The organism is Psychrobacillus sp. FSL K6-2365, assembly GCF_038003165.1.
Lineage (GTDB): Bacteria > Bacillota > Bacilli > Bacillales_A > Planococcaceae > Psychrobacillus > Psychrobacillus psychrodurans.
The window spans coordinates 3,998,569-4,018,400 of the sequence record NZ_JBBOOO010000001.1 but is presented as its reverse complement, the minus strand read 5'-3'; the positions used below and the strand labels follow the sequence as shown (position 1 = coordinate 4,018,400).

Genomic DNA, 19,832 nt, shown 5'->3' with positions numbered 1-19,832 from the left:
TTTCATCCTAAAGTATTGTATAGGTTTATTGGATTGAAAAGAAAAAGTGTATTAATCTTTACTTCTCAATCACCTGTAGAACATTTTTCATCTTAATCACTCCTCTATAGTTATTATATAAAGTATATATAATAGTTCCGAAAATTCATATATTTAACAGGAATAAAAGTAGAAATGGCGAATTAACAATAGAGGTGAAAAGATGGTTGAAAAGAAAATATACTTAGTCAGACATTGTAAGGCGACAGGGCAAGATCCTATTGCAGAGTTAACGAATGAAGGAAGAGAGGAGGCTTTAAAGCTTGTTCCTATATTAGAAAAATGTCATATAGATCATATTATTTCTAGTCCATATCAAAGAGCTTTGCAAACAATTAAACCCTTTTCAGAAAGTATAGGAATTCCTATTATAATAGATGACAATTTACAAGAACGAGTGTTGAGTGCGGATCCTATGGAGGATTGGTTAGAGCATCTGGAAAGAACCTTTGTAGAAAGAGATTTAACATTTTCAGGTGGAGAATCAAGTAATCAGGCATTAAAGCGCATACAAAAGGTCATGGACAAGGTTTTCGAAAATGACCAAATGCATCATGTAGGCATCATTTCTCATGGGAATATTTTATCCCTGCTCATTAATCACTATGTTCCGACATTCGGATTTGCTGGGTGGCAACAGATGAAAAATCCAGATGTTTTCGTACTAGAGCAAGATAATGGCATAGTACATATAAACAGGGTTGAACAATAAAAAATCCTGTGTATACAACAACAGGATTTAAGGCTTAGTTATGATAATTCTTTCGTGCTAGGTGGAATTCGGTTACTGCTCATTTGTCGTTCTTGTTCCTGCTCGGCGATAATGTCGTTATCTTCAGCATTGTCTCGTGTAACTTTTTGTGTAAGGATGGCTCCAACTGCAACCAATATCATAACTGCAATATAATATCCTTTTTCATTTAGCTGTAAGTTATCAGCATTATAGAGACCAATACAGAACATGAAAACCCCGGCAATTAACGTAAAATACGCCAATACCGTAAAAGCCATCGTATTACGTCTGCGGTACCTTTTTTGATTCATGACAAACTCCCCTTTAAACTCGTTTTAATAGCTATTGTATGTATTATATTTTAGCAGAAATGAATAATGATGTGAAATATTCTGAAGTATAAGATAATAGTAGAGTGGGAGGGTGATTATGTGTTTACATTCAAAAAAATGGTTCATGTTCTTATCTTACTGGTTATATTTTTGCTCGTTTCATGTAGTAACCAAACACCCCTTATTATTGAAGAGGTTGACAGTATTACCGTCCAATGTATGGGTACAGAAGAATTGTTGGAGATAACTGATGAAAAAATGCTGAAGAAAATTATAAAGGAAATAAATAATAGTAGAAGAGAAGGTGCAGAGGAAATGAAGTTTCCAGAAGGTCACGATGTCTCACTTATAACGACCTTAGATGAAAAGTACAATATATCATTATATGAGGGTGGGAAGACGTTATTAGAAGGTTTTTATATTCACTCCAATATTCCGGATTTTTGCGACAAGTAAGGGTGAGGAAATTATGGTTCATAAATGTGATTTAACTATTAGAGTTATGAATGAAAACGATTATCCTTATATGACTAAATGGCTAAATGATGATTTGGTCTTAAAATATTATGGTCCAAGGCTAACATTTGAACAAGTCGTTACTAAATATGGCCCCAGATTTAACAATGAGCATTACGTGACGGCTTGCATATTGGAATATAAAGGTGCACCAATTGGTTATATACAATATTATGAAATCCCAAAAGATCAACTAAAGATATACGGATATCCTTTGGAAAAGTCTATCTATGGAATTGACCAATTTATCGGAGAAACTGGACTGTGGGGCAAGGGGATAGGGACCCAGATGATTAGTACTTTGTTAGAGTACTTAAGTTCAAAGTTCGATGTATCTATGGTGGTTCTGGATGTCAAAGACACTAACCAACGGGCTATAAATTGTTATGAAAAATGTGGGTTTCAAATTGTTAAGAATTTAAAAGATAATCACCTTTTAATGGAAAGGGTGATATTTTGAAAATAGAAGATTTTTAAATAGTGAACTCGTTTTGTTACAGTTATTCAACGAGTTTGAAGGGTACGAAAAGGAGATGAATCACTGATCGACTCGACACAAAGAGCATTAAATTTTGTTAAAAGTCACGGGGGATTAGAATGAAATTAAGCATACTCGAGCAGGCAGAAATAAAAACATTAACTTCCAGATTAAATGCCATACAATCAATCCCCGGTAACCCAATGGGGGTCCATCAATTAGTTAAGGACACAACTCATGCTTTTGCTGTTAAACATATTCCGGGTCCAGCTTTTAATACCGTTCGAGGATTGAATGAACAGGTACTTTCACATATAGAAGAGATCTTTGGCTTCTATGAGAATCTTTCAATAAATTTTCGAGTCGAGATTGCTCCTACGAACAGTTCAGAAAAGTTATTAAGAAAACTAGCTGAACTGGGGTTTTATCAATCTGGCTTTCATGCATCTTTTATAGGAGAAGTAAAAGGCTTTAAGAGTCAGAGTATGCCATCCTCTCTAGATATTCGACCTCTAGGTAAAAATGATTTTGATTTATTTGCTTCAATTTACGTGGCTGCATTCGGACTACCTGCTTTTATTCAAGAGGGGATTAAACAAAACAATGAAATTCTATTTGAAGTTCCAGGTTGGGAATTTTACATTGCTTACAAGCAAGATGTTCCGGTAGGAGTTGCGGTTTTAAATGTGCAAGAAGAGATTGCGACTTTGGCGGCATCTGCAACTTTACCTGGTTATCGTAATATGGGAGTACATTCTGCATTGCTTAAAAAACGTGTTGAAATTGCGATTGAAAAAGGAGCAAGGTACATAACTAGTGAGGCTACATATGGAAGTGGAAGTCATCGAAATATGGAAAGAGCAGGACTTAAACTTGCCTATACAAAAGCGATATGGACCAAACTTTAAGGGGAGACATGTTTTTACGAAGGGAGTTCTATGTTATACAAGTTAAACAAGTTGGATGAGATAAAGGTGGAAGTAATATGAAAAGTATTTTAGCATTTGAGGCACCTGAAGAAGCGGCGAAATATGATATTATCACAAAAGAATTGATGGCAAAACTAAAGGGATATCAGCATGTATTGGAAGAACATTATCAATTGACCGCTATTCCTAAAGGAGTACTTTGGACGACGGGGGAACTGGCGACTACTACCTTCTCGTCAATACCAATACCAGCATTCACGAGAGAAGATTTCATTTATATGTCCCCAATTCTAAAGGAGTGGCAAAACTTGTTGGTCTCCCAATTGGATGGTAAGGTAATACCCCATATTCAAAGTTTTTATGAGAACTTTAGTACTGACCAGTTATTTGTCATTCTGGCCCATGAACTAACGCATCATATTGATTTGTTCGTAGATGAATTTGAGGATGAACGACATGATAGTATTTGGTTTGAAGAAGGAATGTGCTTTTATTTGCCTAGAAAGTATTGTTTAACAGACGAACAATTTGAAGAAGTAACTGCTATTGAACTTGAGTTATTGACCACTTTTACAGAAGAATATGGTGATAATGACTTGAATGATTTCGGTTCGATGTCTTACCAGGGTTCACTTTCTAGTATTATGTTTGATTATTGGAGAAGTTATTTAAAAGTTAAAACACTGGTTGAAAAGGTGAATGGGGATGTCCATAAAGTATTTAAGCTATATAACGAGTGGCATGAGCAAGGAAGGTATATTTCATTAGTCCAGTATTTCGAAAATAATTTAAAATAAATAAAAAGAGGTGTTGTTATGAAACAAGCATTATTAATCATTGACGCGCAACAGGAATTAATAGAAGGGAATGACCAGGAAGGTAGTGTATTTCTAAAAGAACAGTTAATAGAAAACATCAATTTAGTAATTAAAAAAGCAATTGAGTCAGATGCTATTATCATTTTTGTAAGAGATACAGATGTGGCAGAAGGAAAAGGAGAAGGTTTCCAAGTACACAAAGATATTACTATACCTACAGACTCAAAGACATTCGATAAGGCTGCAACAAATTCATTTTATGGAACTGGATTAAAAGAATATTTAGAAGAACAGAAGGTTCAACATGTAGTAATTATGGGCTGCAAAACAGAGCACTGCATAGATACAGCAGTACGAACTGCAACCGTTTCACAATTAGATGTCACGTTAGTTGGAGATGGACATTCAACCACAGGTTCATCAGTTCTTACGGCAGAACAAATTATTAATCATCACAATAAAGTACTACATGGTCATTATAATGTAGATAATTTTTCAATGGTAAGAAATGCAGCGGAAGATCTATTTGACCCATTACATGATACGCATCGATAAGTGGTAGGTTTAAAAATATTTTTTATGACCGTATCTTTTTAGTCCATATTTCCGTTTATATTAGTGAAAGACAAATTTGAAGGAGGGGTAAACATGCGGCCGCTTGTTGAAAAAACTCCGTTTGAATTGAATGAGGAATTTGAGAAGGCTATTAAGCCTTTTATGCATAGTTTAAGGAAGTATTGTTTATCCCTGACGCGTACAAAGTGGGATGGAGAAGACTTAATGCAGGAGACGATGGAAAAAGCATATATAAGTTGGATGAAAATGCCGAAGGAAATGGCAAAGTCCTATTTGTTTCGTATTGCCTCCAATGCCTGGATCGATAAGCATCGTAAACGTAAAATAGAAGAAAATTTGCATCAAGATATGTCCAATTATAATTATCAAGAAGGAATTTCAGCAGAACTTTTCCCAAGAATCTATGCGTTATTACATGAACTGTCCGCAAAGCAAAGGGTGGTGGTATTACTAGTCATGGGATTTGGCTACTCCTCAAAAGAAACGGCAAATTTGCTTTCGGTCAGTGAGGGTTCTATCAAAGCTGCTCTAAACAGGGCTAGGAAAAATGCTAAGCAAAAATCCTACGAATCCTTCCGATATGATGTTGAAGACGAAACAGCTATGTCTTATTTACACGCATGGAGCAGTGGAGATCCGAATGCAGTTATTCGTGTTTATCAGAATGATCATCAACAACCATATATGCAAAGTGGAAAAATAGAACTCGCTTCCTCAAGTATCTCTATCGTCCATTCATATGTACAGGGTAATTCTTCTTATATGCTAATTTCGTTCCTCAAGAAAAATGGCGAAGTGCTAATTGTTCCGTTCTATCAATTAGAAGTAGCTAGGTTATTATCTCAGCTTACTTTTTGGAAAGAAGAGGGTCTTTTAGCTATAGCGTAGAAAGGGGAAAGAAAATGTCTAACCTTATTCCATATGTTGTAGAACAAACAGGACATGGCGAGCGTTCATATGATATATATTCGAGATTATTGAAAGATCGTATTATTTTCCTTGGCTCGGAAATCAATGACGTTGTTGCTAATAATATCGTAGCGCAACTATTATTTTTAGAAGCAGATGATCCGGAGAAGGATATTTCTTTGTACATCAATAGTCCAGGAGGCTCAGTAAGTTCTGGATTTGCAATTTATGATACAATGCAGATCATTAAACCAGATGTACGTACGATTTGTACGGGGATGGCTGCTTCATTTGGTGCGACAATATTAGTTGCGGGTGCAAAAGGAAAACGTTTTGCTTTACCGAACAGTGAGATTATGATTCATCAACCTCTTGGTGGAGCGCAAGGTCAGGCAAGTGATATTGAAATCAGTGCTAGACGTATTCTGTTGATGAAAGATAGAATTAACCGAATTTTTTCAGACCGAACAGGTCAGTCCATTGAAAAAATAGCCAAAGACTCTGACCGTGATTATTTTATGACAGCTGAAGAAGCGATGAGTTATGGCATTATTGATCAAATCGTATAACGATATAAAACTCCTCACCTTATTTGGTGAGGAGTTTTATTAACTTAGAGCAGTTAATACCACAGCAATGCCATTAAAGACGCCATGTATAATCATGCCAGGATATATGGATCCGGTTTTTTCATAAGTCCATGAAAATATAACACCCGTAAGAAAATTGACTGGCAATGTATTATAGGTAGGAATATGAACAAGCATGAAAACGGAAGAACTAAGTAATATCCCAGCTGGCACTCCCCACTTAACTCTAAACCATCTATAAAGAAAGCCGCGATAGAAAATCTCCTCATAAATAGGAGAAATGACAGCAGCTGATACGAAAGCGATTAGAAATGACAAGATTCCCATATTGCTTTGTAGGCTTTGTGTCTTTGTATTTTCTGAAGTCCCTCCAAGGAGTTCCATTAATATAACTATTATTAGACTAGTTCCTATTAAAAAAACTGTCCAAGTTATAATAGACTTCCAATAGGATGTTTGGAATGAGTTGAATCCGACAGCTCGCCATGAAAGGTTATATGGTCTCAAAGCGATGACATAAACTCCTCCTGTGAAAAGAATAGACATTACGAGTCCTGTTAATGTGCCTGAATAAAGGCTATCCTCCAAAAATACATACAAAACATCCTGTAATAGGTTCTCAATAACTATAGGAACAAATAAAAAAGTTACCAATAACAGCAGTATAAGTTCACTCCAAGACCAAAACATTGTTTTGAACGAAAATTCTTTCATTTTGTAATTCCTCCAATAACGAAATATGTTATTTTTAGAATAAGTGGTGACGTAACGTTACCTGCAAGACATTTTATATGGAGGGGATGAATTTTGGTTTACTACACTACAGGAGAGGTATCAAAAAAACTTCATATCTCTGTCCGTACTATTCGTTATTACGATCAAATCAATTTACTTAAACCAACAATGATTCATGAAAGTGGTAAAAGGCTTTATTCGGAAGAGGATCTCTTATCGCTTGAAAAGATAGCCTTGCTAAAAGCGGCTTCGCTTCCGCTAAAGGATATACAGCAGATCGTGGAAAGAGTCTCTATTGCAGACATACTTAAAATGCACCGAGAACGACTCAATGTAGATATGCAGCAATTACAGAAATCTATTGATCATACAAACACCTTACTTAACATAGTCCAGCTCGAAGGGATGCTAAAGTGGGAAGAATTAGTACCGCTTTTCCAACAACATAAAAAGTATAGTAAGGAAGATGTATGGAAGGAAATATTTACTGAAGAGGAAAGAACAACCTTAACAGCTAGTCTGCCAAAATTAGAACAGGATGCAGATAACATTGTGAAATGGATTAATCTTATAAAACAAATCGAACTATGTTTGACTGAAGGGAAATCACCAAATTCTCCGGAAGGAAAAATTATTGCGGAAGATATCCGTATTTTATCCAGTATTACATTCGCTAATGAAGACTTAGCTGATAAATTCTGGGAAGTTCGGAAATCTGAAGATACATCCGAAGCGTTAGGTCTCTATCCCGTTAGTCAGGAAATAATTGAGTTTATAGAAGAAGCGGTGGAAGGAATAGCTAGTGTGCAACAATAAGGGGATAGATAAGTGCTAGCTATCAAAATCGATATTTACTAATTCTCTAAATGCTCCTCGTCACTCAGAGGATGAAACTAAAAATGATATAAAAGAAGCGACATGGATATAGGTATAAGGAAACACGCACAAGTATTTGTGTGTGTTTTTTTATTTTATTTTAAGCAATTAGTCTCAATCATTGAGATATTTTGAAGAAAAAAAGTGCTTATATGTAACTTTATGCCTCTAAAATAAGTCGCAAGGAAAGAATTTATGACTTTGTTTGTAGAAAAAATAGAGGTTATGAGGAATCCGTTACCCGCAAATTTAGCGAAAGTATAATTATGTTAATCTTCTGTCACTAACTGATTAACTGTTAAGGATGAGTGGAAGTAAAAATAAACTATATAACTAAAAGGAGGTTATTATTTCTAAAATACTAGTTATAAAAGAATGGGTATATGGATAGAATGGTTGGGGCGAGTGAAAGGGGTGTAAACAATGAAAAAAGTTATAGGAACTATTTTGATATTTCTTGTTCTACTAGGATCCAGCACCATTTATGCCAGTGGCTTGCCACAAATTTCCCTTTCCAAATGGTATGGTCAATCATTTCAAGAGGAGAGTGAGGCATTTGAAGTTGTAACATCAAAAAGTATTAAAGAGATTCTAATGGAAATGAAATTATTTCTAAAGACAACAAATGAAAAACTTGATGTTGATGTTTCAACTTTTTTAGACACTCAGTTAGAAGCAACAAACTCCAATTTGGAGGGATTTTCAAATGAAACTAAAAGTAGTCTTGCTGAATCAATAAAAGATTTAGAAAAGGTTAGCTTTGATGAGTATATGGATGAAGAACTCATAAAAGAAGAAGTCGAACAAGAGGTTGAAGGACTATTAGCAGATGTATTAAGCAAATAAAACACTTATCTAAAAACTACAGTGCCAAGGGAGATATTTCATTGAAAAGAACAGTTAAACGTAAACTAATCGCAGGAGCAGTGGTAGTAGGACTAATATCGACTACAGGAGTTGCATTTGGAGCAACGGATGCTGGCGCTGGTTTAAAAGGTTGGTATGACTCACAATTTAAAAAGGCAAATACTGAGGTAGCTATTGAATCAGCAAAACATACTACCCAAAAATTGCTCGAATTTAACAATGATACAAAAGAATTAAAAACAGGTGCTACTGAAAGTATTAATAGGACAAGGGATACTGAAACAGAAGCTGCAAAAAGTTCCATTCATCAAGAAAGTAGAGATTATATAAATTCAGTTAATAGTAAAAAAGCTGAAATTCAAAATAACATCGACAATCAATTTAAGAAAATTGAGGATGATGCGAATAAGGCAATATTAGCAGCTAGCAAATTAACTTATAGTTTAGCCGAATTGGATTTAAAAACACAAACAAGTAAGGAAGGCAAAGCTGCTCTTGCGTTTTTAAATACAGAAATTGAAAAAGAAACCAACAAAGCACTTAGTGACTTGGAGTGGGAGATTCGTACAACGAAGGGTTTCTTGCAGGATTTGCTAAATAAAAAAAGTAGTGCCTCAATCGAATCCATTAATAAAACAGTGGACAATGAGATTGCTAGACTACTCGACTTAATAACGAAGAAAACTGGAGAATTAGTAACTGCACAACAGACTGCAATTTCGTCAAAAGCTGCAGAATTAGAAGCAGCTGCTAAATTAAAGTTAGAAGAACGAGTAAATGCATTAATAAATGAAAAATAAAATGAACTTATTTGATAATTGTAAGATGGACTAATTCATACAAAATTATAAAATCAAAGGGAGATAGTTAATATGATGAAAACAGTTAAAGGTAAAGTAATCGCAGGAACAGTAGCAGTAACACTTTTTGCAGGGGCGGGGGCAGCATTTGGAGCATCTGATGCTGGCTTAAACTTAAAAAATTGGTATAAGGCTCAATTTACTAGTTCTTCGAATGAAGTAAATAAACAAGTAGCGGAATATGCAGGAAGTAAAGTAGAAGAAATTACAACAGAATATAACACTATTAAATCAGATGCTGGAGATAGTATTAATGAAAAAGGAGAATTTGTCGCAGGCGTAGCAAGTGATAATATCGATGAACGTAGCCGTGAGCATATTGATTCTATTAAAGATGAAAAAGCTCATATTGAAACCTATCTAGCAGGTCAATTTGATACGCTTTCAACGTTTACGCAAGGTTTAATAAATGAGGCAGGTAAAGAGGCATTAAAGTATGCAGACAAAGATTTAACTAAATATACTGGAGATACTGGAAAAGCGGCTGTTGAAAAAGTAAATACAGACGTTAAAGCGGCGACTGCAGTGGCGGTGAAAGATTTAAAGGATACAATCGATTGGGCAAAATCCGATCTTCAAGCGAAACTTGATAAAGAAAGAGATTTAACAGTAGTAGAAATCAAAGCCATGATTGATGCAAAAATTGTTGAACTACGTGGGGAAATTACGAAGAAAACAAATGCATTAGTTAAAGAGCAAGAAAGAATTATTACATTGGCAGCTAAAGGTTTACAAATAGCTGGATTAAAAGAACTTGATGATTTAGTAAGTGGCATGAACAATTAATTAAAATTAATAAGAACCTCTATTTTAGAGGTTCTTATTCTTCTAATTGGAGGAATATAAATGCTAAGTAGAATTGAGAAATACAAAAAGAAAAGACAAATTAAAAAAGCGACAATAATTATTGCTTTACTAATTATACTTTTAGGACTCTCAGGTGGTGTAAAAACTGCTTTAGCAGATCAAGATATTCAAAGTTTACTGAACAATTGGTTTAACAACAAGAAGGTGGAATCCGTTCAGGAAATTGAAGGGGCGGTCTCATCTGAAAGAGATCGTCTAATGCAGGATCTTGAGGTGGAACTACAAAGAGAAATGCAAGCTGCTGAAAATCAGCTGAATAGCTTTACAGTAACTCAAAAACAAACTCGTATTGCGGCGTTACAAGAATATGCTAATAACATAAAAGCAGGAATGACCATTGATAATAGTGAGCAACAAGCTGCAATTATGAAAAACATAGATATTATTTTAGAGAATGCAAAAGCACAGCTGGATGGTCAACAAGCACAGTTAAATTTAGTGGCAATTCTCAATCCTGAGGCAAATCCTATACCTAATCCAGTAGAGGTTCCAGAAACAACCCCTGCCCCTGAATTTGAAACATCACCAACACCTGATACAGAAGTGATTTCCGAAACAGAAAAAGCTCCTGAAAAGGAAGTTAAGGCTTCTTCCCCATCAGTAAAAGAAGAACCTGTTGGTGTCCCTCCTGTCGAGGTAGATATTTACTCGGTTACAGATTGGTTTGTTCTACCGAATACTTCGAATGTACAAATAGAAGAACTGACAATCACGGATGACGTATTTTCTATTAATACCTCTTTTTCGGATATTTTGATGAACTCCCAGGCGCGAGGAATCTTGAATAGTATTTTACCAGGACTAGAAAAACATCCGCAGTTTAATCTAATTCAATATAAAACAATTGAAGAGATGTCGCGTATTGCACCAGGACATTTTACAGAATCAGTTTTATATCTATTAAATAAATCATTAAGCACTGTAAAAAAATAAAAAATACCAGGTAATTCAACAACTAACATTGTTGAATTACCTGGTATTTACTTTTTCGGGGTAAAAATATTTACTTTATGGAGTAAACTAATTGATTTTTAGCGTAATTTAAATTACTATTAAAAGTAATAAGGAGGGGTATTATGGAAGATATAAGATTGAATGTTGCTTTACTAAGAAGGAAGGTTCCCAATTTGACGACCGCGGCGAAATCAATAGGGATTAGACCTGCAACCGTTTCGAATTTATGTACCGGGAAGATTGATTTGGGAAAGGCGGAGATAAGGACCCTTGTAGGTCTAGCTTCTTTGGCAAATTGTAAGGTAGATGATCTAATCATACGGGGGGAGAAGTTGGATATGATAGAAACAAAAATCAAAGCATTAGATTTTTTTGCTCCATTAGTAAAAGAGGGGACAACTGGTTTAGTTGCAAGACCTGGAATGGGGCAGTTAGTTATTCTTGCAGAACTTTTGCACAGATTTAAAGACGGTGATTATTCTACGGTTTTTTTATTGCCTAAAACTCGACAAGATGAACTTGAAACAGAGGGTATAACTGAATTAGCAAATTATTTAACTGAATCCATAGAAGAAACATTTTTGAAGTTATCCGAAATTTCTGGGGATATCCTGTTAATAACAGATAATAGTTATGTGGTGTCGGGACAGTTATTAGATTTGCAAGAAAAAATGATCAAAGAAGGAATTAAAAACGTCACCACAATACTATTAGACCTTTCTGGGGAAGTGGTCGATGAGGACATTCCTTTTGGACCTTTAGAAACAGTGTGGCAATTGGATGCAGACCTTGCAGCACGTCACCTTTATCCTGCAGTTCAACCAATTATTTCTACTTCTTCACTTGTGGAAGGAGTGGACGTAGATCAACGCCACTTTAATTTAAGACAAAGAGCACAGAAATTACTTAGACGTTATAAAGAACTGCGTTCGTTAGTTGTTGTCCATGGTTTAGACAAAATTAGAAGTAATGAATTAGAAACTTTCAATCGTGGAGAACGACTAGAGGCGTATTTTACGCAACCCTTTTATGTTGCAGAGTCCTTTACAGGTCAAGTTGGGCACGAAGTTTCCCTGTCTCAAACATTGCAAGATGTCGAATATATTCTAGATGGTAAGGCTGATGAACAATCAGTAGATAACCTGAAATATATTGGAAGTCTAGTATAAGCTATATCGAAGAAAAGCAACTGAAGCTATTTCGGTTGCTTTTTTACTTAGTATTTTTGTTGACTATTATTATTTCTATATTCCTACCCTTCTGTTTAAATCCTTTCTGAAAAGGAGAAACTTAGTTAAAAAAGGGTGTTAAACATGACTACTTCTGTAAAAACTTCTTCCATTCATAAACAAAATCCAAATAAAAGAGTATATGCCAAACAGAATATGTGGACAGGTATTTTGTTTGGACTGGGAATTGTAGCATTTATAGATGAAGTAGTTTTTCATCAGCTTCTTCATTGGCACCATTTTTACGATAAATCTACTACGGATATTGGACTAGTGTCAGATGGGCTTTTTCATGCCTTTAGCTTCATAGCTACGATAGGGGCATCCTTTTTACTTGCAGATCTTCATAGGCGGCATGCTTTTTGGTTAAAGAGATGGGTAGGGGGAATCCTTCTAGGTGCAGGTGTTTTTCAACTGTACGATGGAATTATCCAACATAAGTGGATGGGTTTACATCAAATTCGTTATGGGGTAGATATCCTTCCTTATGATTTAGTATGGAATATTTTAGCTGCTTTAATGATAATTTTGGGGTTCATTTTAATATATCAGACAAGCCATGAAAGGAAGGTCTGAGTATAAGTGCATACTCACGAACAGTATTCAGCGACTAGTCTCCAGTTTTTTTTAGCAATTCCTTTTATACTGTTATTTGTTTTTTATATTGTGGCGGTAGGTCTATCCAATCGAAAGAAAAAAACATGGTCAGTGTTCCGGTTAGTAGCATGGAGCTTTGGAGTACTGTGTGCATTGCTCGCAATAATAGGTCCAATTGCAGATTTAGGACACATGAATTTTTCTGTTCATATGATTGGTCATGTATTACTTGGAATGTTGGCGCCGCTTTTAATGGCGTTAGGTGCTCCGATAAAGCTCCTGCTGCGAACGATTAGTGTATATACAGCACGAAAACTAACTACAATTTTACGACACAATAGTTTTCTTCATTTCGTTCAACATCCTATTATTGCTTCTTTACTAAATATTGGTAGCTTATGGGTTCTTTACACAACTGACTTGTTTCTAATGATGCACGAAAATATGCTTCTTTATGTAATTATTCATGTACATATTTTTCTAGCTGGATATGTATTTGCAGTTTCAATTATTTATGTTGATCTGGTGATTATAAGAAAAAGTTATTTATATCGTACGGTCGTCTTTCTTTTTGCATTAGCAGGTCATTCCGTCTTAGCTAAATATATTTATGCGAATCCGCCAAGTGGAGTTCCAAAAGATCAAGCGGAATTCGGTAGCATGATTATGTACTACGGTGGGGATACTGTGGAGGTAGGGCTAATTTCAATACTGTTTTATCAGTGGTACAAAAAAAGTCGCCCTATACTCAATAATGGAAAGGATGGGTTTGCTATAAGTACTAAAAAATTTACAGTTGCAGGAACAGATATTGAGGAAGTTAAAAGATTAAATGCAAATGCAGGCATGAGTTATCGTGAAATAAATGAGTGGTTTGCAAAAAAACAATCTAAGGCTAGCACAGTAACTAAAAAAAGATAAATCGAGAGGGGTTAAAATAATGTATATGAAAGCTTTATTTATGAAATTTCTCATGATAACTGCGGTGCTATGGGTTGTTTTAAGCCTTATTTATGATGTGTCTTTTACTGACGTACTTATTACTAGTGTGGTTCTTACAGCAGTAGGATATGTAGGAGATGTCTTTATATTACCTAAAATAGGAAATGTATGGGCAGCTATAAGTGATTTTGTTATTGCTTATGCAGTTATTTACTTCCTTGGTTCCTATATTTATGAGCAACCACTAGCCTTAGGAACAGCCGCTTTTATATCTGCGCTGATATTAATGGTAGGAGAACTCTTGTTACACCGATATATGCACACAAATATTTTCGAACCGAGGAAATCTAACCCCAATGAAAAAGTGGGATATTACAACCGAACGAATTTACAGACTGAATTTGCAGAAGAAGTGGAAATTGAATCCTTTTCCAAAGAAGTAAAAGGAAAAAACTCAAAGAGGTAATAAATTATAAACATTGAGGTATATATATCAGTCTTTCGACCATTCTAATATGGTCAAGGAGGTGAGCAGTCATGGGAAACAATAATAATCGCAATAATAACAACAACAATAACCGTAATAACAACAACCAAAATAATCCAGCTGAGTTCGGTGAGGATTTCAACTTTGACAATTTAAACGAGCAAAACCAAAACGAACAAAACAGAAACAATAACAACCAAAACCAACGTAATAACAATCGCAATAACAATAACAATAACAACAATAACAACCTTAAGTAACTAATTGCTTCTAATACAGTTATTCCTAAAGTTAACTTTAGGAATGACTGTATTTTTGGTTTATGAATAGAGCAAGTGAGGTAAATAAGAATAATAACCAAAAGTAGGTGGATAAAATGGATAGTTTAGTAATTCGACCTTTGGATGTTACGGATGCGTACATGACTTATCTATTCCCATTTTCTTTTCGAGAGAAAGATCGTCAAAAGTTAATGGAGCAGCTAGAAAAGCACCATTTCACCTTTTTTACTTTAGAAAAAGAAGAACTACAAGACAAGTATTATGGAGATGATATAAAAATCTCTCATGAGGAATTGGAACAGTTCTTTTTGCCGTTCATTGAAGATAAACTATTCCCTCCTAATACCAATAATAGGGGCTTTTTGCGTTACTCTAAAGTAGTTGAAGATTATTTTACATATGAATTGAATGATAACAAATTCAATTTTATCATTAATAGTGTGGACATTGTTTTATGTCCTTTTGGTATTGGTATAATCACCATACGTTCCGCAATGAATCAGGATCAGGAAACATTAACAAGAATATTGGATCATATTAGTCACTTTCGAGTGCTAGAGCCTAAGCTTTCATTTGATAAAGGATCTAAAATTCACTATAAAAGTAAAGTATTTAAAACTACAAATGAGCTCGTTTTTGACTATTTATGTCAGCCTCTAAAGCCATTTATTATCCACGACGAAAAGTTAGCAGGTTATTATGGCAGCCTCCCTTATTTTGAAGATGAGCGAATGCATACATCTGTATTTTTAGTAGGGGCAAATAATACTGAAATTACAGATGACCAGTTGTTCCGTCTGGCGCATTTAGATGGGATGGATATAGAAGGGAATGAGTTTATCTCTAGCTCGAATTCCAATTATGTGAAGCGATATGTGAGCGACCGAATTCATGATCGTTGGGCACCGAATACATATGTAATTGCTTCAGAACACACCCAAGCAACTATTTCCAATAAGAAAAAAGAAAGTTTAAAGCAAGAGATTTCCCAGTTTATGAGTGTGCATTATTATAATTTAATGCTGCATTATTACTATAAGATTATGCTATTAAAGGTTTCCTTTGAGCATAGTGAAGTTAGTTGGGCAAAGGATAAAAGATATGTGGAGGAGTTAATAGAACTGATATCAAAATTTTACTCACGTTATTATTTTGAAGAGGTTTCTGCTAGATCCGAAGGGAAAGAGCTAACGCAACAGTTACGTAAAGTATTCCGTTTACAGAATCTTTTCAATGAAGTAAAACAAACTGTAGATGACTTGTACCGTGCTCAAGATAATCAATCAGGCAAACGAAATAATTCCCTGTTATTTATGTTAACTATTTTTACAGTAGTTTCCGGTATTTATGGGATGAACCTAGTCATTGAGGATTGGAAGGGAAAAACAGATTGGGCAAAAGTTCCAGGGTATTCCTTTTTTGAGTGGATAGCGCTTATTACTTCGTTAACTGGAATTGGCCTAGCTGTCACCTTAGTAGGTTACACAAGTGGTAAAGGTATTTACAATAGGTATAGAAAATGGAAAAGAGACAGGTCCTAAAACTTCTTATCAATGGATAAGAAGTTTTTTGTATTTCCTATTTTCAGCAATATCCAGTATATTAAGATTAGTTTATAAGTATAGAAAAGTATTAGAATGGGGTAAAAAAGTGAATCAAACAAATACATCTAAATCAATTGTGTTACCATTAATCATTTCCATTGTAGCAATTTCTTTTGCAGCCATTTTTGTTAAATGGTCTCATGCACCCGCTACTATATTAAGTATGTATCGAATGATTTTAGCCACTCTATTGTTACTACCAGTCGTTTGGTTTAAAAGAGCGGAGTTTAAAAAACTAACAAATAAAGAATGGCTACTACTATTCGTTGCAGGTATGTTCTTAGCTTTACATTTTGCCCTATGGTTTGGATCTTTAAAACTGACAACAGTTGCTAGTTCAACTATCATTCTTGCACTGCAACCTATTATCGCATTGATCGGTGGTGTCATTATATTTAAAGAAAGAACTACTAAATCTGCACTTATGACCATGGGTATTGCAGTGATAGGAGCAGTAATGGTCGGATGGGGAGATTTTGGCCTAAGTAGAAATGCCATTCTTGGGGATATACTTTCTTTTCTAAGCGTTATTGCTGTTGTCGGGTATTTATTAATTGGGCAAAAAGCAGTAAAAAAAGTTTCGCATTGGATTTATAGTTTTGCTGTTTTTGGATTCGCTGCTATCGCGCTTGTTGTCTATAACATGCTGACAGGCGTTACAATGGGAGGTTATGATTTAAAAGAATGGGGAATTTTCGTATTGTTAGCAGTTGTACCAACAATTTCTCATTTGATAAATAACTGGCTAATGAATTATGTAACTGCAACAACTATATCTATGAGTATCTTAGGAGAGCCTGTGGGGGCAACTATCCTTGCTGCTATTTTCCTAGGAGAACGGCTAGTAGGCTGGCAAATTGTTGGTGGTATTCTTGTGCTCGTTGGTGTATTTTTGTTTATCCTGCAGCAGATGAATCGATATCCGACAAGTAAAATACAAAAAACTAGACAATCTTAGCGAGTCTAGTTTTTTTGCATTAAATTAGTTTGCTCTCGATTTTAGGCTGTGTAGTATAATTCAAGATGCTTTTTACTTCAAAAAGCCACCTTCTATTAATAGCTCTTTAATTTCTTGTTTGGTCATTAGTTTTTGTTTCGTATCTATTAGAATAGCAGGCACGGTTGAATTTTGGTTGGTAGAGTTTGAGGAAGAGATCTTTATCAAATCTTTGTTGAATACGGTAGCCATTGGTATTTCATTTTCTGCGATTAGTACCTCGTGGGTCTTTTCTCCAGCTCGAGCTCCTATTTCTAGGATGTGGACATCTTTTTTGTGAAAGTACTCAATTAGTACTTCTGCCAAGTCGAGTATTTTACAAGCGTTCATATGCATGACAAAAATCTCTCCTCCATTTCCTAACTCGGTAGCCTGAAGAAGAGTTTTGATTGCCTGTTGAGGCGTGACAAAATATCGTGTCATTTTTTTATCAGTAATGCGAATTTGATTTTCTTCTTCTAATTGTTTGATGAAAATTGGTAGTACACTACCGCTACTTCCAAGCACATTCCCTCCTCGAATGCATAAGAACCTTGTGGGCGAACCCAATTCGTTTGCACAAAGAATCAGCTTTTCTCCAAGTGCCTTTGTCATGCCATACGTATTAGCTGGGTCTGCTGCTTTATCTGTAGAAACGTAAATTACTTTTTTTACTTGGTTCTTTATGGAAGCTTCAATTACATTCTGCGTTCCAACTATATTCGTTTTAATAGATTCTAGAGGATTCTCCTCGCAGACAGGTACATGTTTAAGTGCAGCTAAGTGAAACACATAATCTACCCCAACACAGGCTGCGGAAAGAGCATTTTCATCTCGTATATCTCCTATATTAAATTGTAGTCTTGTATCTTCAAAATTTCTTCGCATCATGACTTGTCTATTTTCATTTCTTGAAAAGATAATAATTTTCCTAGGGTCAAGAAGAAGAAGTTGTTTGATTAATTCAATTCCCCATGAGCCTGTCCCCCCGGTTATCAATATTGTTGCATTGGTAAACACTATTTTTCCTCCCTAATAATTGATTGATTTTTTTAGAGACATTCGGTACATTCGGTCAAGTACGCAAACGAATCCCGCTTAACACCTCCCTCCATAAGTCATGATTTCCTTCCCATTTATCTTTATTTGGAAACTCAATCGAACAAATTTTTTCTAATGGCCAACTTTTTTCTACAATTCCTTGAACATACGTATGGTTAATGAGTAAAACACTGAAATCATGTTTTACCAATCTAGATAGGACATCTTGTAAAACTGCTGCATCTTCGAGTGTTCCTTCTGTTCGGACAAATAGTATTCGTTTGGCGTTATTCATTTCTGAAAGAAAGCGTTGTATTCTTCTTTCGTATTTCTCCATGACTTCCGCGTAACCACCTAAATAAGTTAGTGTATTTTTTTCTCCATCAAAATCATGGTTGGAAACAAGATTATAGCCATCATCTGAAACGCAGATAAATGTATCAGCATATCCGATAACTCGTAGATTGTCATATTCGAGGAAATCCAAAAAACGATTTTCTAAAAGCTCATTTACCTTTGATAGTTCGACACTAGCCATCCAGTCTAGTACCCCTGAATATGGTCTCAAATTGTGTTTTTTTAGTTGGATAGATGCTAAGCAAAGGTCTCCTAGACTAAATATTGCATCATATTCTCCTTTAAGTTGACTTAAATCCATTATTTCACCCCCTTCAATCTTCAGCTTCAAGGCGTCATGTACACCTTATTTAATAGTTAATGCGATTTATTAAAAGGGAGCAGGGGCTAGTTTCCTATAAATAGAAAATATTTATATAGAAAGAAAGATAACCTTGAAGTTTTTTAGAATATCTTACTAGTTGATTGAAAGAACAAAGGCGATGTAGAGCTTTTATTCCAAATAAAAAAGACAGGTTGCCCTGTCTATTCTGATACAATCTCTGGATGGAAGTTGACTGTCTCCATAATAATGGGAGTCCCTTTAGGAATCTCGGAATCCTCTGGGAGAGAGATGAGTAAGGAACCTATTCCGTCCTCTCCAGCGGTGTAAGAAAAGTTTTCATCCATCTGCAGTACCCCGTTTATATATACATTAAAATAGCTATTGTTTAAATTCAGCGCTGGTAACGATTGTGCCGTTTCACCTTGATCATCTAAAAAACTTGAAGCGTTGATCTTATGAGTGGTAACTTCTGTTATTGTTTCTGGCACCTCATGAAAGTAGCGAGCGACAGTGGGTGAAGTTGAAATAGTTTGTTTTGGCGATATAGCTAATTTAACAATTTTTAAAGCCAAGTATGTTCCTCCTTTTCTTTTCTCTTTCAACATATGACTCAGAGTGAGTAGGAGGTATGGGCAGATGAGAATTTCTTGAAAAACGGGAAGAATGACCTAGGTATACACATTTTTGATTTTAAATGGATACACTAACTTTATCCCGCATTACGGGCAGTGAGGCTTCTGTCTAATGTAATAAAGATTAAGTAGGAGACAACTGCATGCAAATGCCCTGCCTTAGTAGAAAATAGACGAAAACGTAACGTCGTGTGGACTCTTCTATATGACTCGTTACCTGCGAGCCTCGGGCTAACATGACGTTGGTCGCTAAGTCATTCCATAGTTCTATTGTCAATCAGT

At 35.3% G+C, this 19,832-nt stretch carries 25 protein-coding genes; 20 read left to right on the top strand and 5 right to left on the bottom strand.

The annotated features are described in order from the left end of the window. Positions 1 to 202: 202 nt before the first annotated feature. Entirely contained in the window at positions 203 to 751 is a 549-nt protein-coding gene (locus MKY29_RS20335; protein WP_241598110.1) for a histidine phosphatase family protein, read from the top strand. A gap of 38 nt (positions 752 to 789) precedes the next feature. Here MKY29_RS20335 and MKY29_RS20330 read toward each other — a convergent pair whose 3' ends face one another. Beyond that, on the bottom strand, positions 790 to 1,083 hold the full coding sequence (locus tag MKY29_RS20330) for a YiaA/YiaB family inner membrane protein (protein ID WP_090565861.1): 294 nt from the start codon (positions 1,081 to 1,083) through the stop codon (positions 790 to 792). A gap of 120 nt (positions 1,084 to 1,203) precedes the next feature. Here MKY29_RS20330 and MKY29_RS20325 point away from each other — a divergent pair, with 120 nt between their 5' ends. The 7 genes from MKY29_RS20325 (at position 1,204) to clpP (ending at position 5,899) form a co-directional block, all read left to right on the top strand. Beyond that, positions 1,204 to 1,560 (top strand): hypothetical protein, encoded by a 357-nt coding sequence (locus tag MKY29_RS20325; protein ID WP_093496271.1) that lies wholly within the window; start codon positions 1,204 to 1,206, stop codon positions 1,558 to 1,560. Positions 1,561 to 1,573: 13 nt separating this feature from the next. Then, entirely contained in the window at positions 1,574 to 2,080 is a 507-nt protein-coding gene (locus MKY29_RS20320; protein ID WP_093496272.1) for a GNAT family N-acetyltransferase, read from the top strand. 137 nt (positions 2,081 to 2,217) lie between these two features. Then, positions 2,218 to 3,006 carry a GNAT family N-acetyltransferase gene (locus tag MKY29_RS20315; RefSeq protein ID WP_093496273.1) on the top strand — a complete coding sequence of 263 codons (789 nt, stop codon included), beginning with the start codon at positions 2,218 to 2,220 and terminating at the stop codon, positions 3,004 to 3,006. A 77-nt stretch (positions 3,007 to 3,083) separates the two neighbouring features. Continuing rightward, complete coding sequence (locus MKY29_RS20310) at positions 3,084 to 3,824, top strand: hypothetical protein (RefSeq protein WP_340880656.1); 741 nt, start codon at positions 3,084 to 3,086, stop codon at positions 3,822 to 3,824. A gap of 18 nt (positions 3,825 to 3,842) precedes the next feature. Continuing rightward, the gene (locus MKY29_RS20305; protein ID WP_340880655.1) at positions 3,843 to 4,400 is read left to right on the top strand and encodes an isochorismatase family protein; all 558 of its coding nucleotides are present in this window, start codon (positions 3,843 to 3,845) and stop codon (positions 4,398 to 4,400) included. Positions 4,401 to 4,493: 93 nt separating this feature from the next. Then, positions 4,494 to 5,309, top strand: coding sequence for an RNA polymerase sigma factor (locus MKY29_RS20300; RefSeq protein WP_340880654.1), 816 nt, complete (start codon positions 4,494 to 4,496; stop codon positions 5,307 to 5,309). Positions 5,310 to 5,323: 14 nt separating this feature from the next. Next, positions 5,324 to 5,899, top strand: coding sequence for an ATP-dependent Clp endopeptidase proteolytic subunit ClpP (gene clpP / locus MKY29_RS20295; RefSeq protein WP_090565875.1), 576 nt, complete (start codon positions 5,324 to 5,326; stop codon positions 5,897 to 5,899). Between the two features lie 39 nt (positions 5,900 to 5,938). Here the strand turns inward: clpP and MKY29_RS20290 are convergent, their stop codons facing one another. Beyond that, the gene (locus MKY29_RS20290; protein ID WP_340880653.1) at positions 5,939 to 6,634 is read right to left on the bottom strand and encodes a CPBP family intramembrane glutamic endopeptidase; all 696 of its coding nucleotides are present in this window, start codon (positions 6,632 to 6,634) and stop codon (positions 5,939 to 5,941) included. Between the two features lie 93 nt (positions 6,635 to 6,727). On the opposite strand from MKY29_RS20290, the gene MKY29_RS20285 reads away from it, so the two are divergent. The 12 genes from MKY29_RS20285 (at position 6,728) to MKY29_RS20230 (ending at position 17,177) form a co-directional block, all read left to right on the top strand. Next, on the top strand, positions 6,728 to 7,471 hold the full coding sequence (locus MKY29_RS20285; RefSeq protein WP_090565878.1) for a MerR family transcriptional regulator: 744 nt from the start codon (positions 6,728 to 6,730) through the stop codon (positions 7,469 to 7,471). Positions 7,472 to 7,954: 483 nt separating this feature from the next. Beyond that, a complete protein-coding gene (locus tag MKY29_RS20280; protein WP_340880652.1) occupies positions 7,955 to 8,377 on the top strand; it encodes a hypothetical protein in 423 nt (140 codons plus the stop codon). A 41-nt stretch (positions 8,378 to 8,418) separates the two neighbouring features. Further along, a complete protein-coding gene (locus MKY29_RS20275; RefSeq protein ID WP_340880651.1) occupies positions 8,419 to 9,198 on the top strand; it encodes a hypothetical protein in 780 nt (259 codons plus the stop codon). Positions 9,199 to 9,270: 72 nt separating this feature from the next. Then, positions 9,271 to 10,044, top strand: coding sequence for a hypothetical protein (locus MKY29_RS20270; RefSeq protein ID WP_340880650.1), 774 nt, complete (start codon positions 9,271 to 9,273; stop codon positions 10,042 to 10,044). 60 nt (positions 10,045 to 10,104) lie between these two features. Further along, entirely contained in the window at positions 10,105 to 11,058 is a 954-nt protein-coding gene (locus MKY29_RS20265) for a hypothetical protein (RefSeq protein ID WP_340880649.1), read from the top strand. A gap of 359 nt (positions 11,059 to 11,417) precedes the next feature. Then, entirely contained in the window at positions 11,418 to 12,248 is an 831-nt protein-coding gene (locus MKY29_RS20260; protein ID WP_340880648.1) for a hypothetical protein, read from the top strand. A gap of 216 nt (positions 12,249 to 12,464) precedes the next feature. Then, a complete protein-coding gene (locus MKY29_RS20255) occupies positions 12,465 to 12,884 on the top strand; it encodes a DUF2243 domain-containing protein (RefSeq protein ID WP_241598251.1) in 420 nt (139 codons plus the stop codon). A gap of 6 nt (positions 12,885 to 12,890) precedes the next feature. Beyond that, complete coding sequence (locus MKY29_RS20250) at positions 12,891 to 13,826, top strand: cytochrome c oxidase assembly protein (RefSeq protein WP_090565892.1); 936 nt, start codon at positions 12,891 to 12,893, stop codon at positions 13,824 to 13,826. Positions 13,827 to 13,845: 19 nt separating this feature from the next. Then, positions 13,846 to 14,313, top strand: a complete 468-nt coding sequence (locus tag MKY29_RS20245) for a YndM family protein (protein ID WP_340880647.1) — start codon at positions 13,846 to 13,848, stop codon at positions 14,311 to 14,313. A 71-nt stretch (positions 14,314 to 14,384) separates the two neighbouring features. Beyond that, the gene (locus MKY29_RS20240; protein WP_340880646.1) at positions 14,385 to 14,594 is read left to right on the top strand and encodes a hypothetical protein; all 210 of its coding nucleotides are present in this window, start codon (positions 14,385 to 14,387) and stop codon (positions 14,592 to 14,594) included. Positions 14,595 to 14,710: 116 nt separating this feature from the next. Further along, entirely contained in the window at positions 14,711 to 16,156 is a 1,446-nt protein-coding gene (locus tag MKY29_RS20235; protein WP_340880645.1) for a hypothetical protein, read from the top strand. Between the two features lie 109 nt (positions 16,157 to 16,265). Then, the gene (locus MKY29_RS20230) at positions 16,266 to 17,177 is read left to right on the top strand and encodes an EamA family transporter (RefSeq protein WP_090566541.1); all 912 of its coding nucleotides are present in this window, start codon (positions 16,266 to 16,268) and stop codon (positions 17,175 to 17,177) included. A gap of 72 nt (positions 17,178 to 17,249) precedes the next feature. Here the strand turns inward: MKY29_RS20230 and MKY29_RS20225 are convergent, their stop codons facing one another. From MKY29_RS20225 to MKY29_RS20215, 3 genes are all read right to left on the bottom strand, one after another. Then, entirely contained in the window at positions 17,250 to 18,215 is a 966-nt protein-coding gene (locus MKY29_RS20225; protein ID WP_090565900.1) for a polysaccharide biosynthesis protein, read from the bottom strand. A gap of 55 nt (positions 18,216 to 18,270) precedes the next feature. Then, entirely contained in the window at positions 18,271 to 18,894 is a 624-nt protein-coding gene (locus MKY29_RS20220; protein WP_340880644.1) for a DUF1796 family putative cysteine peptidase, read from the bottom strand. Between the two features lie 224 nt (positions 18,895 to 19,118). Continuing rightward, positions 19,119 to 19,490 carry a DUF4183 domain-containing protein gene (locus tag MKY29_RS20215; protein ID WP_090565904.1) on the bottom strand — a complete coding sequence of 124 codons (372 nt, stop codon included), beginning with the start codon at positions 19,488 to 19,490 and terminating at the stop codon, positions 19,119 to 19,121. Positions 19,491 to 19,832: the final 342 nt, after the last annotated feature.